This window comes from Allotabrizicola aquatica (SeqCode) (genome assembly GCF_965194375.1).
Classification (GTDB): Bacteria; Pseudomonadota; Alphaproteobacteria; order Rhodobacterales; family Rhodobacteraceae; genus Tabrizicola_A; species Tabrizicola_A aquatica.
Genome location: NZ_CBDAEL010000001.1, coordinates 1 through 17,288, shown reverse-complemented (window position 1 = coordinate 17,288; position 17,288 = coordinate 1). Strand labels below are relative to the sequence as shown.

At 63.1% G+C, this 17,288-nt stretch carries 11 protein-coding genes; 5 read left to right on the top strand and 6 right to left on the bottom strand.

Annotated elements, in window-relative coordinates; all coding sequences use genetic code 11:
* The first annotated feature begins 20 nt into the window (after positions 1 to 20).
* Genes AC72UB_RS00055 through bktB form a run of 3 tightly spaced genes read left to right on the top strand, consistent with a single transcriptional unit; the run spans position 21 to position 2,229 of the window.
* Positions 21 to 443, top strand: coding sequence for a MarR family winged helix-turn-helix transcriptional regulator (locus AC72UB_RS00055; protein ID WP_505187972.1), 423 nt, complete (start codon positions 21 to 23; stop codon positions 441 to 443).
* Positions 440 to 1,063 carry a maleylacetoacetate isomerase gene (gene maiA / locus AC72UB_RS00050; RefSeq protein ID WP_505187971.1) on the top strand — a complete coding sequence of 208 codons (624 nt, stop codon included), beginning with the start codon at positions 440 to 442 and terminating at the stop codon, positions 1,061 to 1,063. Before AC72UB_RS00055 ends, maiA begins: the two co-directional genes overlap by 4 nt.
* Complete coding sequence (bktB, locus tag AC72UB_RS00045; RefSeq protein ID WP_505187970.1) at positions 1,060 to 2,229, top strand: beta-ketothiolase BktB; 1,170 nt, start codon at positions 1,060 to 1,062, stop codon at positions 2,227 to 2,229. The genes maiA and bktB overlap by 4 nt, the downstream gene beginning before the upstream one ends.
* 3 nt (positions 2,230 to 2,232) lie before the next feature.
* Here the strand turns inward: bktB and pbpC are convergent, their stop codons facing one another.
* Positions 2,233 to 4,275, bottom strand: coding sequence for a penicillin-binding protein 1C (gene pbpC, locus AC72UB_RS00040; RefSeq protein WP_505187969.1), 2,043 nt, complete (start codon positions 4,273 to 4,275; stop codon positions 2,233 to 2,235).
* Complete coding sequence (locus AC72UB_RS00035; protein WP_505187968.1) at positions 4,272 to 9,719, bottom strand: alpha-2-macroglobulin family protein; 5,448 nt, start codon at positions 9,717 to 9,719, stop codon at positions 4,272 to 4,274. The genes pbpC and AC72UB_RS00035 overlap by 4 nt, the downstream gene beginning before the upstream one ends.
* Positions 9,720 to 9,890: 171 nt before the next feature.
* On the opposite strand from AC72UB_RS00035, the gene AC72UB_RS00030 reads away from it, so the two are divergent.
* A complete protein-coding gene (locus AC72UB_RS00030) occupies positions 9,891 to 12,440 on the top strand; it encodes a hybrid sensor histidine kinase/response regulator (RefSeq protein WP_505187967.1) in 2,550 nt (849 codons plus the stop codon).
* Between the two features lie 7 nt (positions 12,441 to 12,447).
* Here the strand turns inward: AC72UB_RS00030 and yaaA are convergent, their stop codons facing one another.
* Positions 12,448 to 13,233, bottom strand: a complete 786-nt coding sequence (gene yaaA / locus AC72UB_RS00025) for a peroxide stress protein YaaA (RefSeq protein WP_505187966.1) — start codon at positions 13,231 to 13,233, stop codon at positions 12,448 to 12,450.
* A 34-nt stretch (positions 13,234 to 13,267) separates the two neighbouring features.
* A complete protein-coding gene (gene recQ, locus AC72UB_RS00020; protein ID WP_505187965.1) occupies positions 13,268 to 15,316 on the bottom strand; it encodes a DNA helicase RecQ in 2,049 nt (682 codons plus the stop codon).
* Positions 15,317 to 15,871: 555 nt separating this feature from the next.
* Here recQ and AC72UB_RS00015 point away from each other — a divergent pair.
* A complete protein-coding gene (locus tag AC72UB_RS00015; RefSeq protein ID WP_505187964.1) occupies positions 15,872 to 16,201 on the top strand; it encodes a hypothetical protein in 330 nt (109 codons plus the stop codon).
* Positions 16,202 to 16,349: 148 nt separating this feature from the next.
* Here AC72UB_RS00015 and AC72UB_RS00010 read toward each other — a convergent pair whose 3' ends face one another.
* Entirely contained in the window at positions 16,350 to 16,742 is a 393-nt protein-coding gene (locus tag AC72UB_RS00010; protein ID WP_505187963.1) for a recombinase family protein, read from the bottom strand.
* Between the two features lie 24 nt (positions 16,743 to 16,766).
* Positions 16,767 to 17,288 (bottom strand): IS3 family transposase (locus tag AC72UB_RS00005; protein WP_505187962.1); only part of this gene is annotated, 522 nt, incomplete at its 5' end.

The following is a 17,288-nucleotide window of genomic DNA, read 5'->3' as shown; positions in this document are numbered from 1 at the left end:
GTGAACTGCCGGGTGCCGCCATGAGTTTTGACCTCTCTGACTTCCTGCCTTACCAGCTTGCTGTGGCCTCCAGCCGAATCTCGCGGCAATTCGCCGAGAGGTACAAGGCTGAGTTTGGCCTGACGATCCCGGAGTGGCGGGTGCTGGCTCATTTGGCGCAATCGGATGCGGTGTCGGTGCGTGAAATCCATGCGCGGGTGGATATGGACAAGTCCAAGGTCAGCCGCGCAGCGGCGCGGTTGGAAGCCGCTGGCTTGATCGAAAAGCGCGAAAACCCCGAGGATCGGCGTTTATTGGACATGCGGCTGACGGCCAAAGGCGGCGCGCTGATTGCGCGCATCGTACCGATTGCCGACGCTTATCAGGCTGAGCTTTTGGCCCTGCTTGGCCCCGATGCCGAGGGCTTCCAAACCGGCCTCCATAGACTTTATGAGGACAGATGACCCGGCTTTATGACTACTGGCGGTCCTCCGCCTCATACCGTGTGCGCATGGCGTTGAACCTTTTGGGCGAGGGGTTTGAAGCCATTCCGGTGGACCTTTTGCAGGCCGAGCAGGTGGGTGCTGCGAATATGGCGCGCAATCCGCAAGGCTTGGTGCCCTCGGTTGAAATCGACGGGCTGACGCTGACGCAGTCCTTGGCGATCATCGAGTATCTGAACGACACGCGCGGCGGTCTTTTGCCCGCCGATGCGGCAGGGCGGGCGCGGGTGCGTGCGCTGTCTTATGCGGTGGCGATGGAGATTCACCCGATCTGCAACCTGCGGGTTGGACGCTATGTCGAAGCCGCCTCGGCCGGGGCGATCACCATGGCCGGGTGGCAGAAAAAGTTCATCGGCGAAGGGTTGGTGGCGGTTGAGGGGATGCTGAACCATCCTGCCACCGGGCGGTTTTGCCATGGCGATCAGATCACCATGGCCGATCTGTGCCTGTTGCCGCAGGTCTATAACGCCCGCCGCTGGGAGGTGGACGTGACGTCGCACGTGCAAATCTGCCGGATCGTGGCAGAGTTGGAGGCGATCCCGGCGATTGCCGCCGCTCATCCCGACAAGGTGAAACCATGACCGATGTCTATATCCTTTCCGCTGCCCGCACTGCGATTGGCGGCTTTGGCGGCAGCCTTTCGGCCCTGTCGCCGATTGATCTGGCCACCCATGCTGCACAGGCCGCCATTGCCCGCGCGGGCATTGAGGCGGGCCAGATTGGCACATCGGTTTTTGGCCATGTGCTGAACACCGAGCCGCGCGACATGTATCTCAGCCGTGTGGCGGCGATGAAGGCCGGGGTGCCCGAGGGGGCCGTGGCGATGAACGTCAATCGGCTTTGCGGGTCGGGCGCGCAGGCGATTGTCTCGGCGGCGCAGATGCTGATGCTGGGCGATGCTGACATGGCGCTGGCCGGGGGTGCCGAGTGTATGAGCCGGGCGCCCTATATCCTGCAAGCCGCGCGGTTTGGGCAGAAGATGGGGGACACCAAGGCGCTGGACATGATGACCGGCGCGCTGACCTGTCCTTTTGGCACCGGGCATATGGGGATTACGGCCGAGAACGTGGCGGCAGAGGGCGGGATCAGCCGCGCCGACCAAGACGCCTTTGCGCTGGAAAGCCAGACCCGCGCTGCGCGTGCGATTGCCGAGGGGCGGTTTGTAGATCAGATCGCGCCGATCGAGATTGCCAGCCGGAAAGGGCCGGTGACTTTTTCAGTAGATGAACACCCCAAGGCCACGACGGCCGAGGCTTTGGCGGGATTGCGCCCGGCCTTTCAGAAGGACGGCACGGTGACGGCGGGCAACGCGAGCGGCATCAATGACGGTGCGGCTGCCTTGGTGCTGGCGCGTGAGGCGGCCTTGGGTGGATTGACGCCACGGGCGCGGATCATGGGCTATGCTGTGGCGGGCGTCGCGCCGCGTGTCATGGGGTTGGGGCCCATTCCGGCGGTGCAACAACTGTGTGCCAAGCTGGGGATCAAGCCTGCCGATTTCGATGTGGTAGAATCGAATGAGGCCTTTGCCGCGCAGGCGATTGCGGTCAATCGCGGGTTGGGATTGGACCCGGCGCGGGTGAACCCGAATGGCGGCGCGGTGGCGCTGGGCCATCCGGTGGGGGCGACAGGGGCGATCATCACCGTCAAGGCGCTGCATGAGTTGGAGCGGATCGGGGGCAAGATCGCGCTGGTGACTATGTGCATCGGCGGCGGTCAGGGCATCGCCTTGGCGATTGAGCGGGTCTGACGCCTATCGCAGCCGCACCGTTGCGCGGGCGGATCGGCCTGCCGCGTCGATCACCGAAAGCGTGACAAAGCCCTGACCAAGGCCGGGCAGCATCACCGCCCGGTCGCGCAGCGACAGCGCCACCGGAGCGCCATCAGCCAGCCATGTGAAGGGGGCGGTGCCGCCTTCGACCTTGGCCAGAAGGCCGGCGGGCAAGAGTTCCACCTCGGCGCCATCGGGGGGAAAGGCGACGGTGGGGTCATCGGCGGCGGCCTCAAAGGCGGCAGAGCGGTTGCGAAAGCGTTGCAGGGGTTGGGGGAGTTGGGCATTGGCGACCAGAAGCGTCGCCGGGGGCGCGGGTGGCTGTGGGTCGAGCGCGGGCTTCAGGCGCGCGAAGGCCTGAAACAGTACGGGTGCGGCCAGATCAGCCCCGAACACACCCGGCACCGGCGTGCCATCGGGCCGCCCCATCCAGACCCCAATCACATGCCGCCCGTCATAGCCAATCGCCCAAGCGTCGCGGTGGCCATAGGAGGTGCCGGTTTTGTAAGCCAGCCGGTTCTGTGGCGCGCCGGGCGGCGGGGCGAGCCCTGCCAGAATGTCGCCGACGAACCATGCACTCGTCGTGGCCAGCAGGCGCTGGCCCTCCTCGTGCGGGGTGTCCGTGCGCCAGCGCAGCGGCAGCGTCGCCCCGCCGCGCGCGATGGCGGCGTAAAGTTGCACCATGTCTTGCAGCGTCACGCCAATGCCGCCCAAGGCGATTGCCAGCCCCGGTTGACCTTCGGGCATGTCGTACCGCACCCCGGCCTTGTCCAAAGCGGTCAGCAATCGGGCGGGGCCAAGGGCTTCGGTCAGGGCCACAACGGGGATGTTCAGCGATTGCTGCAACGCTTCACGCGCCCGGATCGTGCCGCGATACTGGCGGTCAAAATTCTGCGGGCGGTAGCCGGAGAAATCGCTCGGCCGATCTTCGATCAGCGTCTCGGGATGGGCCAGCCCTTCGTCAAAGGCCAGCCCATAGACCAAGGGTTTCAGCGTGGAACCGGGGCTGCGCAAGGCTTGGGTCATGTCGACAAAGCCCGCGCGGGCATCTTCGGTGAAACCTGCTGAGCCGACCGAGGCAAGGATGTCGCCGGTCTGATGATCGGCCACCACCAGCGCGATTTGCAGCCTGTCGCCTTGGCCGGCAATCCCTTCGGAAGCCAGTGTTTCCAGCGCAGTTTGCAGGCTGCGGTCCAGCGTCAGGTGGTGGGTTTGCGCGCTGGGGTCCTGCGTGCGGGCGCGGTCAGCGAGGTGGGCGGCCAGGGCGGGAAAGGGTTTGCGCGTGGCAGGGACTGGTTCGGTGCGGGCCGCCTTGGCCTGATCGGCCTCGATCAGCCCGTCGGTTTCGGCACGCGCCAGCACGCGGTCGCGCGCCGCTGTTGCGCGGGCAACGTGGCGGTCGGGGCGGCGGGTTTCGGGGTTTTGCGGAACGGCAACCAGAAGGGCGATTTCGGCGGGGGTCAGGCGTTTCGGTTCCTTGCCGAAGTACGAGAGCGTCGCTGCGCGAATGCCTTCCAGATTGCCACCATAGGGAGCGAGCAGCAGGTAAAGGCCAAGGATGTCGTCCTTGGTCAGCCGCTGTTCCAGCGCCCAAGCCACGCGCATCTGGCGCAGCTTGCCCGACACCTCTCCGGTCGTGCCTTCTTCCAACAGTCGCGCCACTTGCATGGTCAACGTGGATCCGCCCGACACCACCCGCCCATGCCAGACCGCCTGCGCAACGGCCCGCGTCATGGCGCGACCGTCCACCCCGTTGTGGGACAAGAACCGTTTGTCCTCATAGGCCATGAGGGCGGTGGCAAAAGCCGGGTCCACCTGATCCGGCGTGACCGCCAGCCGCCAGCGGCCATCGGCCACGGTATAGGCGCGCAAAAGCGTGCCCTCGCGGTCCAAGACCTGCACTGATGTGGCCAGCGCCAAGGGGGGCAGGCGGGTGTCGTCGATCCAGATATCCACCCGGTCGCGGGCAAAGGCGGCAAGGAACAGCCCTGCCGCCAGCCAGAAGATGCCCCGCGCGCGCATCATTCCACGATGATGACGCGCCCGGTGTCGGACCGGCCCGTCATGTCTGGCCGATACATATCCTCAACCGAGGCGGCGGGGTGGTGGAAGCTGCCCGGCGACACGGCACGGACCACATAGGCCAGTTTGAAGGGCTGGTTCGAATAGCGGTCAATCGCGGTGAGGAACCGATCTTGGCGGAACTCGCGATGGGCAACTTCGGATTCGAGCCCCAGCCAATCCAGCGCCTCAATAGCGCCTGCGGAAATGAGGTTGGGGTTGTCGATTTCAAACCCGGCTGGAAGCGGGTCTGACACCATCAGCCGCGCCTCACCCCGGCCAAAGGGGGTGACCTCAAGCACGGTGACAAAACGGTCGCCCACCTTCACCGCGTCCAGCGTGACGGGTTCGCCCTGCAAGGTGAAATAGCTGCGGCTGATGGCATAGCCGGTGCCGCCTGCGGGTTCAGGTTCTGACGGCACACCGTAGGTGGTGAGGGTGAGCACCGTGTCGGCGTCGCTGTCGTTCTTGACCTTCACCGGCGCGGTGTTGGTGGCGTCCAGCACCTTGACCAAGGGGCCAGAGGCTGGGACGCCGTCGATGGTGATGCCTTTGGCACCGGCGCGGTCAATCAGCGCGTTGGCGGCCAAAAGCGCCCATGTCGCCTCTTGGGTCGAAAGGCCCCGGTCGGTGATCAGCTGCATGGTCAGCGCCTCTTGATCGACCACGGCGCTGCCTGCCTCGGCCGCCAGCGCCAGAACGGCGGCAGCGTCGCGGAAGTTGGTGCCATAGTCGGCGCGGAAGATCTGTTCCATGTCGGGGCCTTGCAGCGCCTCCATCGCCGCCGCTGCCTGACGGAACATGGCATCGGCGCGGGGTTGGTCACCATAGGCGGCAAGGGCTGCGCCCAGTTGTGCCATGGCGGTGGGGGTGGCAAAGGCATCGCCCTTGACGTCGGCGTAATAGCGCAGATCGCCCACCGCCGCCGCGCCTTCGCGGGCCAGCACCATCAGCGCATAGGCCAGCGCTTCACCGCCACTGTCGAAATCGGGGTGATAGTTGACCTGATTGCGCAGGTTGTCCAAGGCGCGGCGCAGGGCCAAATCCGGCACCACAAAGCCGCGCGCTTTGGCGCGTGACAGGAAGTCGGTGACAAAGGCATCAAGCCACATGTCACCGTCCGACGGCCCCCAGAGACCAAAGCCGCCGTTGGAGGACTGGTTCATCAGGATTTCGGTGATGCTGTCTTCCACCCGGGCTTTGATGTTGTCGGCCTGCGGCAGGTCGAGTGCTACGGCGACCTGATCGAAGTACAGCAAAGGCAACGCCTTGGAGGTGATCTGTTCGGTGCAGCCATAGGGATAGCGGTCCAGCGCGGCGAGGATGCCCGGCGCGTTGATCCGCGCCAAGGGGCCAACGGCCATCGTCGCGCGGCCTGAGCCGGGGACAAGCCCAGCAAAGGCGTTGTCGTCAAAGGTGAATTCCTGGCCCTTGGCCAGCGTCAGGCGGCTGACGCGCACCACCTGTGGATCATTCATTTGCACTGGCACGGTGAGCGTCTTTTTCAACTGCTTGCCATCTGGCGTGGTTAGGTTGACGTCGATGGTCTGCAGCCCGATCTCGCCCGCCGTCAGTTGCACGGCAAAGACCGCCTTGGCCTTGTCGCCCAGATCAAAGCCTGAAGGCACCTGTCCCAAGGCGAGCCCCTGCGACGAGACGTCCAGGCCCATCCGGCCCGTGGGGCCGGTGGCGTGGACGATCTCGAGGAGGAGGCGGCTTTCATCGCCCGGCGACAGGAAGCGCGGGATTGAGGCGGTGACGACGACCGGATCGCGCACCAAGACATCGGCACTGGCCTGACCGACCCCGGTTTTGGACCATGCCACGGCCATCAGTTTCACCGTGCCGTTGAAAGAGGGCAGGTTGAACGAAGCCTTGGCCAGCCCATCAGGGCCAACGGTGATGGGGCCGGAGAAATAGGCCGCCAGCACTTCGGTGGGCGGCGGCGATTGTAGCCGAGCCTGTGCGCCTGCGTCGCCGCCGGATCGCACTTGGCCTTCGGCACCGTTCAACCCGTCAATCAATCGGCCATAGACATCGCGGATGCCGACGCCCAGTTTGCGCTGGCCAGAGTAATGGCCCTGCGGGTCTGGCGCGGCAAAGCCTGTGAGGTTCAGGATGCCCACGTCGACAGCGGCCAGCGTGACATAGGCCGTCTCACTGGCGGCCACGCCTTCAACCTTGACCGCCACCTCAAGCGGCCCGCGCGGGGCGGCCTCAGCCGGGGCTTTGATGGTGGTCGTCAGCGCCCGCGCGCCGGGGTCAATCGCGGCATGGGTTAGCCCCAAGGCCCGCGCTGGGTTGCGGCCTGCGGCCACGTCCATCGGCCGCAGGACCGAGGCGGTGACATAAACGCCTGCACCCCAATCATCGGTGACGGGAAGCTGGATCAGGTTTTCGCCCTTGGTCACCTCGACCGCCTGCATGGCGACGAGGCGGTTGGACAGCACGGTGATCAGCGCCGTGCCCGCCGCGCGCGGCACCAGCCGCAAGGTGGCGGTGTCGCCGGGTTTGTAGGCGGGACGGTCCAGCGAAAGTTCCAGTGTGTCAGGCGTGGCGGAGGCGTCGGCGGACGCATACCAACCCGCGTAGAAGGTGGTTGAGGTTGCGGCCTGCACATCGCCTGTGGCTTCGACGAGAATCTCATATTCCCCCCATTCAACCGGCACAGCGATTTCAGAGGCCTCGGCGGTCAGGGTCACTTCCCCTTCGGCCACGCGGTTGCGCGAGGTGACGGGCTCCCACATCCAATTGCCGTTTTGCTGATACCACTGATACTGTGTCTCAACCCGGTTCACGGTGTAGCGCAGCGTCATGGCCATGGGTTTCAGATCGGCGCCAATGCCGATCAGGCTGAACCGCGCCTCGGCACCTTCTGGGGCCACGCCGTCAAACATGGGTTTGATGCCGATCATTGGGGACGAGGGCGCCAGAAGCTGCGTCACCTGCCGTTCGACCGGGCGGCCCGAGCCTTCGGCGACGCGGACGATGGCGCGCATCTCCAGGGGGCGGGCGGGGTCATCCACCTGTGGCAGGGGCAGCGCGATCGTGGCCTTGCCATCTATATCGGTGCGGATGGGGGAAAAGCTGTCCATCACTGCTTCAAAGGGTTGGTCGTGACGGCCGATCAGATAGCCGGGGAAGGCGGCAAGTTCGGGGGCCGCGCGGAGGAGTACTTCACCCTCAACCGCCAGATCAGCGCCGGGCGCGCCAAAGAGATACTTCGCGTCAACCGTCAGATCGGGCGTGTCGCCAAGGCGAATGTCCAGGTTGGCCAAAGCCAGCGTAAAGTCGATGCGCTCGGGCAGGAAATCTTCGACTAAGAAGGTTTTCGAGGTCAGCGCCGCGCTGTCCAGATCAGCGAACACCTCCAGCCGCCAGACCCCACGCGGGGCGCTGCCAGCAATGGGCATCTGGAACACATGACCGCCTGCGCCCGCATCGGCCACCAAGGCGCGCGAGTATTCCACGCCATCAGGTCGTTTGAGGATCGCGGTCAGCGGCAGACCTTCCACCGCACCCGCCTGCGCATCACGGGCAAGGGCAGTGGCAAACACCGTTTCGCCCGCGCGGTATGCGCCCCGGTCGGTGGTCAGGAACACATCGACCGGCGGTGCGGCTTCACGACCTTCGACCCCACGGTCTGACAGGTCAAACTCGGGGTCGGTCAGCGACAGGAAGGCCAGATCGCCGCTGCCATCCTTGGCCACGATGAGCGCGGGGGCCGCCGAACCCGTGCCGCGTGTGAGGCCCGCATCAAAGCGCGCATAGCCCATTGCATCGGTCACGGCAGAGCCCAGCACCTCATTGGCGCGCGACAGCATGTCGACCGTCACACCCTCTTTCGCCCCCGCCGTGCCCAGTGCGCGGACAAAGACATGCAGGCCATCAACTCCAGACAGGCTGGTGAGCCCCAGATCGGACACCACGAACCACTGCCATCCCGCGGGCACAAGATAGGGGTCAACCCCCGGCACGCTGGCGCGTAGGGCGTAAACCCCCGCCGGTTGGCCCGCCAAGGCTTCAGACAGCGGTAGGCGGGTGGTCAGATCCTTGTTCACCTCTTGCGGCACCGAGGCGGAACCGGTCCAGATTTCGGTGCCCACTTCGGCGCTGAATTCCCATTCCTGATCGTTGCGCATCGGTTGGCTGAAATAGCCGTTCTGCACGGCGCGCAGCAGGTTGCGGTCAGTCACGCGATAGAGCGTCAGGTCCAGCTTGTCGGTGTTCACCGTTTCCACCGGAACGGCCACCGTATCGCTGCGCGGCAAGACATACCCCCGGCCCGGAAAACGCACGCCCGGATTGCGGTCGCGGACATAGGCGGTGATGTCCACTGACTTGGCCAAGACCTGCCCATCGGCTGAGGGAAGCCCTTCGCGGAAGGTGACGGTCTGGCGGCTGCCATGGGCGACCCCTTCGACACAAAGCTGACGCCAGCCGTCATAGCTGACGGTCAACCCTGCCGCGGGAAGCTGAACGAAAGTGGCATAGTCGACCCCGGTTTTCACCAGATCTTCTGAAAACCCGAGGCAGATGCGCGGACGCGCGGAATCGGCCTGAACATCGGTGGCCAGAATCCGGAATCCGTAAAGGCCAGCCGCCACCTCCAGCGCTGCGGCGGTGTCGTCGCGGGGCTGCAACGCCTGCGCGAGCCGCAGCGCTTGCACGGTGTCGCGGCCCCGGTCGATGGTTTCAAGCGCCTGCCCCATCTGGACAAGAATCGTATGCTGCAAGGCGGGGTTGTCGGCCCGCAGATAGGCGTTGACGGCAGCAAAGAAGGACTGCTCGTGATAGGATCGGCGGTTGCTCTCGTCTGCTTGCCCGGCGGCATAAAGCAGGCGGGCATATTCCGCCCAATCGCTGGCCGCATCGGTCAGGTTCAGCCCTGCGCCCAAAAAGCGGCTGGCGGCGGCGGGGTCACCCATGGCCTCGGCATCAAAGGCCGATCGGAAATGCTCCTCGGCGCTGTAGGGACCAGTCACATGGGCATTTGCAAGGGTTTCGGCCTGTTGCACGACCCCCGGCACCTCCCAGCTTTGCACGAAGTTGAGTTCGGTCAAGCGGGTCTTGGCGCGGGCCTCTGCTTCCGCTTCGGCATTTAGCACGAAACCCGATAAGGCCCCATTGAAGGGCATGGCCGCCCCGGGGGCTGACTTTGGAAAACAGGCGCCTTTCAGGCTGTTGAAGGTAAAGGCGGTGCAGGACGGGTTTGTCAGGCAGGCCCGTTGGCAGGCCTCGAGCGTGGTGTCGAAAATCGATTGCAGATCGCCACCCGGCATGTCGGTGTTATCGGTCAGAACAAGGCGGCGTTCAGGGATCAGATCTTGGGCTATGCCGGATCCAGCAAAGGCTAACACTGCGGCACCTACCGCGCCGACAAAGGTAATTGTCCGGAACGCACGCATTGAAAAACCCCCGAGTCTGAATGGGGAAAGTCTGACACGCAGGGCCCTGTGCACGCAAGCTGCGTTACGGCTTGCCCTGCCCCATCGTCGTTAAGCCCGTCTTCATACTGTTCCGCCAATTTGGCCCGGCGCGCCGCTGGGATGTGGCGCAAGTTCGTGCAGGATGGACGGATGGAGATCGCGGAACGCTTGGCGAAAGAGCGGCGGGCAAGGCTGGCCGCCGAACGGCTGCTGGACCAGAAAAGCCGAGAGCTGTTTGCCGCCAATGAAAAGCTGGCACTGCATGCCCGTGCCTTGTCGGACCAGATCGTCGAACAGCGGCAGGTGGTAAAATCTGCGCTGACCGAGGCTGAGCTTTTGAAGGGTCAGAACAGCCAAGTGAAGGGCGATCTGGACCGCGCCCACTCGGCGGCGGTGATGGCCGAGCGGCGGCTTTGGGATTCGATCAACACCATCCCCGATGGCTTTGCGGTGTTTGATGCCAATTCCTGCCTTGTGGCGGCCAATTCGGCCTATCTTGCCGCCTTTCGCGGCACCGATATCGCGCTGGGCGCCACCTATGGCGATATTCTACGCATTGCCGCCTGCAATGGGTTGATCGAACTGGCAGGCGAGGCGGCCGAGGATTGCTGCGCCCGCATGCTGGACCGCTGGCAGGGTGAGGTGATCGAACCGGTGGTTGTCCCACTGCGCGGCGGCGTCTGGCTGCGGTTGGTGGACCGGCGCGCGCGCGACGGCGACCGCGTCAGCCTCGCGCTGAACATCACCGAAGAAATGCGCATCTGGGCCGCGATTGAGGCGATTCCAGATGGATTTGTGCTGTTTGACAGGGAGGAACGTCTTTTGGCTTTCAATCACCGCTACCGCGACATGTTCCCCGACAGCGCCGAGGCGATGGTGCCCGGCGCATCCTTCGAAGACCTGTTGCGCCATGGTCTGCGCAGTGGCCACGTTCCCGAAGCCGTGGGGCGTGAGGAGGATTGGCTGGCCGAACGGCTGGCCCAGATGCGGCATGCGGATGGCATCACCGAATGTCAGCTGTCGGATGGCCGCTGGATCGAAGAGCATGACCACCGCACGCCCGATGGTGGCCGCGTGGGCTTGCGCCGAGACATCACCGCGCAGCGCGATCAGCAAGCCGCGCTTGAGGCTGCCCGCGCCGAGGCGGAGGCCGCGAACCGTGCCAAATCGGCCTTCCTTGCCAATATGTCCCATGAAATCCGCACGCCGATGAACGGTGTCGTCGGCATGGCGGAACTGTTGTGCGATACGGCTTTGTCCGAGGAACAGCGGCTGTTCGCTGAGACCATCCGGTCGTCGGGCGAGGCGCTATTGGTCATCATCAATGACATCCTTGATTACTCGAAGCTTGAGGCTGAGAGGATGACGCTTTACCCCGAACCCTTTGATCTGGAGCGGACGATCCACGAAGTCACCATGCTGTTGCAGCCGCGCGCGCGGGAAAAGGGCATCGATCTGATGATCGATTTCGACATGTTCCTGCCCACCCGCTATGTCGGTGATCCGGGGCGGCTGCGGCAGGTTCTGACCAACCTCATTGGCAATGCGGTGAAGTTCACCGAAAGGGGCCATGTTCTGGTGCGCGTGGTCGGGCTTGAGGATACGCCGGGCCGCCAGCAGGTGCATGTCACGGTGGAAGATACCGGGATTGGCATCGCGCCGGAAAACCTTGATCACATCTTTGGCGAGTTCAATCAGGTGGAAAGCCAGTCGAACCGCAAGTTTGAAGGCACGGGGTTGGGCCTTGCCATCAGCCAGCGTCTGATCGAACGGATGGAGGGCGCGGTCTGGGTCGACAGTGAGGTTGGCAAGGGGTCATGCTTTGGCTTTCGGCTGACCTTGCCGGTGGCCGAAGAGGTGGTTCAACCGCGCCGCCCCATCCCGATCAAGCGCGCGCTGGTGGTGGATGACCAGTTCATCAACCGCACCATTCTGGAACGCCAGCTAGTGCCTTGTGGCATTGCGGTGACCCTATGTCGTTCGGGGGGTGAGGCGCTGGTCGCGCTGGAAGCGGGCGGTTTTGATGTGGTCATCACCGACCATGACATGCCCGAGATGGATGGGTTGCAACTGGCCAGCCGCATTCGCGCGGCGGGTCATGGGCTGCCTTTGGTGTTGCTGTCCTCCAGCCCCGCCAATGCGCGTGAAGGGGCGGGGGCCGAGCATCTGGCGGGCATCCTGCAAAAGCCCATCCTGCGGGCGGATCTTTATCGCAGCTTGCAGGCGATCACAGGCACCAATTTGCCCGAAACGCCCATCGTTGCCGCCCCACCGTATCCGGGTGAGGTGCGCAAGATGCGGGTTCTGGTGGCCGAGGACAACCGCACCAACCAGTTGGTGTTTCAAAAGATGGTGCGCGACATCGACATTGATCTGGTCTTTGCCGACAACGGGGTAAAGGCCGTGGCGCTGTGGCAAAGTTTCCAGCCTGACATGATTTTCATGGACATCTCGATGCCCGAAATGGATGGCCGCGACGCCGCGCGGGCCATTCGTGCCGCCGAGGGTGGGTCCGCACATGTGCCCATCGTGGCGCTGACCGCCCATGCGATGGAAGGTGACGCGGAGGCAATTCTGGCCGCTGGGATTGACCGCTATATGACCAAACCGCTGCGCAAACAGGCGATCACTGCCACCTTGGCCGACTTTTGCCCGCAGGGGGCCTTGCCGATTGCGGTGGCGACCGAAAACGCGGCGTGACGGCGGGTCAGGCTGCCGCTGCCTCGGGGGCCTGACGGCTGAACACCAGCCGTGTCGCATCAGATTGATCGGCCCGGAAGGTATAGCCGCCGATGCCAAAACCACGCAGGTCGGCCGGGTCGGTAAGGTGGTTGTCGGCAATGAACCGCGCCATGGCACCGCGTGCCTTTTTGGCCCAGAACGACACGATCTTGGCCTCACCAGCCTTTTCTTCCAAGAATACGGGGGTGATGATAGGCAGGCCCAAGGCCTTGACATCCACCGCCCCGAAATACTCGGTCGAGGCGCAGTTGACCAAGGCCTTTGCGCCCATCTCGGCCGCCAGCGATTTCAGCGCCTGCGCGGGCTTTACCCCCCACCATCCATAAAGATCCGCCCCGCGCGGGTTGGCCAGCCGGATACCCATTTCCAGCCGGTAGGGCTGAATTCCGTCCAAAGGCCGTAAAAGCCCGTAAAGGCCGGAGAGAATCCGCAGATGCCCCTGCGCCCAGCGCAAGGCGTCTGGCTCCATCGTCCGGGCCTCAAGCCCGGCATATGTGTCACCGTCAAACAGGAAGGCCGCCGCTTGGCCCGTGGCCTTGGGGTCAAAGCTGGCAAAGCGGTCGCGGTTCAGCGCGCCCAGCTTGGGCGAGATGTCCATCAGCCCGCAAAGATCATCAGCCGAAAGGCCGCGCGCCAGCTTGGCCAAGGCGGCCGCATCGGCGGCATATTCGGGCTGGGTCAGCGAAAACCCTGCGGGCAGGGCGTGGGGCTTTTCATTCATCCGCTTGGCGGGAGAGATTACGGTCAGCATCATTCGTCTCCTATCAGGCAGAACCTAGCCCGGATCAGCCCTCGCGCAAGACCTCAAGAAAGGCTGTACCAAAGCGGTCGGTTTTCAACTCGCCCATGCCTTGAATGGCCTGCATTTCCCCCAAGGTCGAAGGGCGGCGTTCGGCGATCTGGCGCAGGGTGGAATGGGTGCAGGACAGATACTTGCCGGTTCCATCATCGCCGCGCGACAGGGTCAGTTGCACCTCGGCCAGCCGGTCAAACAGGGCGCCTGCATCGCGCCCGACCAGCGCCTTGCGCGCCGGGTGCAGGGCGGCAGTCTCGGCCCCGGTGATGACCGACAGAAACAGCGCGCCATAGCTTTCCAGCTTTTTCGCCCCCACCCCGGTGATGCCCATCATCTCATCCAGCGTCATCGGGCGTTTTTCGGCCATTTCAATCAAGGTGCGGTCGGGGAAAATTACGTAGGCTGGGGCGCCTGCCGCCTCGGCCAAGGCGCGGCGCTTTGCTTTCAGGGCGGAGAGCAGACTTGCATCTTCATCGGCCACTTGGGTTTTGACCGTATAGCCCGGCCGGGCCTTCTCCACCGTGTCACGGCGAAGGGTGATGTTTGCCTCGCCGCGCAGAATGGGGCGGGCGGCATCGGTCATGCGAAGCGCGCCGAAGCGGTCGCCATCGGGGCGGACCAGATCGCGGCCCATCATCTGGCGAAAGACCGCGCCCCAGGCCGGTTTGGACAGATCCTTGCCCACCCCAAAGGTCGGCAGCCCATCGTGGCCCTTTTCGCGGACCTTGGCCGTGGCGTTCCCGGTCAGGATATCAATCAGATGGCCCGCGCCGAACCATTCGCCAGTGCGCAGGATCGCCGACAACGCCTTTCGCACGGCGTCGGTGGCGTCGAACAAAACGGCGGGGCGGTCGCACAGGTCGCAGGTGCCACAAGGCTGGGCCTCTTCACCGAAATAGCCCAACAGAACCTGCCGACGGCAGGCCATCGCCTCGGCCAGACCCAAAAGCGCGTTCAGGCGGGCGTGATCGGCGGCTTTTCGGTCGGGCGGGGCCAGCCCCTCGTCAATCTGGGTGCGGCGCAGGCGAATGTCGTCGGGGCCGTAAAGGGTAAGCGTTTCGGCCGGAGCGCCATCGCGGCCCGCGCGGCCGATTTCCTGATAATAGCCTTCGATGGATTTTGGCAGATCAGCATGGGCAACCCAGCGGATATCGGGCTTGTCGATGCCCATGCCGAAAGCAATGGTCGCCACCACGATCAGCCCATCTTCTTGCTGAAAGCGAATTTCGACATGGCGGCGGGCCTCGGCCTCCATGCCGCCGTGATAAAAGGCGGTCGCGTGCCCCTCGGCACGCAGGGCGGCGGCGAGGGTTTCGGTTTTGGCCCGCGTGGCGCAATAGACAATGCCCGATTGCCCGCGGCGGGCGGCGGCAAAGGCCAGAATCTGGTCGCGCGGGCTGTCCTTGACGGCAAAGGCAAGGTGGATGTTCGGCCGGTCAAAGCCGCGCAAGAAACTGTCGGGTGCGACGCCGTCAAACAGGCGGGTGACAATCTCGGCCCGGGTTTCTTCGTCCGCCGTGGCGGTGAAGGCGGCCAAGGGCACGTTCAAGGCGCGGCGCAACTCGCCGATGCGCAGATAATCGGGGCGGAAATCATGGCCCCATTGGCTGACGCAATGCGCCTCATCCACGGCGATCAGCGTGCAGTTGATGCGCCTGAGCATTGGAAGGGTTGCGCCTGAGGCCAGCCGCTCTGGCGCCATGTACAAGAGTTTCAGCCGCCCCTCATCCAGCGCTGCGAACACTTGTTCGGTTTCTTCCTCGGTGTTGCCCGAGGTGAGCGCCCCCGCCTCAACCCCCGCCGCGCGCAGCGCCCGGACCTGATCGCGCATCAGCGCAATCAGCGGCGAGATAACCACCGTCACCCCGTCTCGGCACAGCGCAGGAAGCTGAAAACACAAAGATTTTCCGCCACCCGTTGGCATGATCGCCAGCGTGTTGCGCCCGGCCAGAACGGCATTCACAATCTCTTCCTGTCCGGGCCGAAAGCCCGGAAAGCCGAAGATCGAATGCAAAAGCACTGTGGGGTCGGCGGCCATGGGCGGTGAAAGCATCCCTTGGGGATAGACAAAGCTGGTTAAGGCGCGGTTAACGCACATGTAACAAAAACAAAGGCTTATGTGTTCATTTAGGTTCCATCAGCTTATCCATTGTAGGTTCCTATCTCGTAGCTAGATGTCAGTCGCCCATTTCCAGTAAATGGTCAGTAACCCTTTTCTGTGGTCACCTACAATAGTCCCTCCAACTGTCACATCATCGGCTAACAGGCCATCTCAAGTCTTTGGTGTAGTTACATGGAGAACAGGCGAAGACCTTCTGCTTACGTGACCAAGTATATTGTAGCTACACCAGAACCTTGGACCTCTCTGCCACCCAAAGCAGATTGAAATTTTTGTTTCGGATGGAGGCAGGGCAACCAGTGGCAAGTGAATCCTACGCCAGATTTTCCAAGGGTCCCTAGGCTGAGCCAAGGCATCTGGGCTTTCTGATTGCCATACCACCGCAGATACAACTCATCGAAATACGCTTGTTAAACCGGCAAAATCACGCGATCCTGACTTTAGGGGATTGGTCGGCACGGGAAGGCAACATAAATGCGCGGCAAGGGTGACATTATGTACAGCAAGGTTTTCGTTTGTTCTTGCGTTTTAGCCCTAAGTGGTTGTGTCGAAAACGTTACTAAATTGGAGAGTGCAGCTTCTGAAAGCTATCGATCACCATCTTCAACTACGGAAAGCACTTCCTTCGACGCCAAGCTAAATGCACCTGACGGAATGCCAGACGGTTTTATCCCGCCAACCGGCATTGCGACACAGGCACTTGTGGGTTACATCAACCCGTCGACGGGTCAGACTTGGACGGCTCCTAGTGGTGGATACACTGCACCAGATGGCTGGGTAGTAGATCAAAACCCTGTTGAATAACTTGTCATTCGCGCACGGTTGACGGTCTCCGAGGCTGCATACTTGAAAGCATGCGTACCATGGCTTGCCATACGGCTAACGGGCTTACGCTGTAGAGATATGTTTTGCGTAAAATCAATGCTCCATTTGGCCGATTGATCTGTAGCTATCAACCCCAAAGCCCAAGCCGATAGACGCTCTGGCGAGACACCCCAAGCCGCCTTGCAATCTCAGAAGCACCCAAGCCGTCAGCGACCAGCTTCTTTACTGCATCTTCACAGATAGTGGCTCGACGGCCACGGTAGGTGCGTTGTTCTTGGGGCAACAAGGCATCCTTCGCTTTAACTACAGCAATCCCTTCCTTCTGACGTGACAACATCGTCTTACGTTCCCACGTCGCAAAAGCCCCCAGCATCGTGAGCATCAACTCGTTTCGAGCATCATCTTGCCCACCGAACTGCAAGTTGTCCGACACAAACTCCAGACGACAGCCTTTGCCAGTGATGACACCTACCAAATCCAGCAAGTCCTTAGTTGAACGTGCCAGTGAGCTACTCCCCAACTCTTGGACAGCTTTCCGGGTTGTTTAAGCTACTGCCTGCACCTGCTGATCGGTTTCAATGCGGTTAAAGTAGACCACGGCGGGCGGTTGGCCGCCATGGGCAGTGTGAGGGCGTTGGTGGTTGTAGAAGGTGATCCAGCGCCCGATGCCGACCCGTGCCTGCGATCCGGTTTCCCAGGCGTGCAGATAGACGCATTCATACTTCAGGGACCGCCACAGGCGCTCGATGAAGATGTTGTCGATGCAGCGCCCTTTGCCGTCCATAGAGATCCGGGTGCCAACCCGTTTCAGCCTGTCAGTCCAGACGAAGGACGTGAACTGGCTGCCCTGATCCGTGTTCATGATCTCGGGCGGGCCGAACTTATGGATCGCCTCGTTCAAAGCCTCCACGCAGAAGTCGGCTTCCAGCGTGTTGGATATCCGCCAGGCCAGCACCTTGCGGGTATACCAGTCCATGATGGCGACCAGATAGAGGAAGCCACGGCGCATCGGGATGTAGGTGATGTCAGCACACCAGACCTGATTGGGCCGCTCCACCCGTAGCCC

Coding starts and splice junctions, on each gene's coding strand:
- recQ (WP_505187965.1), bottom strand. CDS start 15,316: ATGGCCGCCGACCCCACAGTGCTTTTGCATTCGATCTTCGGCTTTCCG.
- pbpC (WP_505187969.1), bottom strand. CDS start 4,275: ATGATGCGCGCGCGGGGCATCTTCTGGCTGGCGGCAGGGCTGTTCCTT.
- bktB (WP_505187970.1), top strand. CDS start 1,060: ATGACCGATGTCTATATCCTTTCCGCTGCCCGCACTGCGATTGGCGGC.
- AC72UB_RS00035 (WP_505187968.1), bottom strand. CDS start 9,719: ATGCGTGCGTTCCGGACAATTACCTTTGTCGGCGCGGTAGGTGCCGCA.
- AC72UB_RS00015 (WP_505187964.1), top strand. CDS start 15,872: ATGCGCGGCAAGGGTGACATTATGTACAGCAAGGTTTTCGTTTGTTCT.
- maiA (WP_505187971.1), top strand. CDS start 440: ATGACCCGGCTTTATGACTACTGGCGGTCCTCCGCCTCATACCGTGTG.
- yaaA (WP_505187966.1), bottom strand. CDS start 13,233: ATGCTGACCGTAATCTCTCCCGCCAAGCGGATGAATGAAAAGCCCCAC.
- AC72UB_RS00055 (WP_505187972.1), top strand. CDS start 21: ATGAGTTTTGACCTCTCTGACTTCCTGCCTTACCAGCTTGCTGTGGCC.
- AC72UB_RS00030 (WP_505187967.1), top strand. CDS start 9,891: ATGGAGATCGCGGAACGCTTGGCGAAAGAGCGGCGGGCAAGGCTGGCC.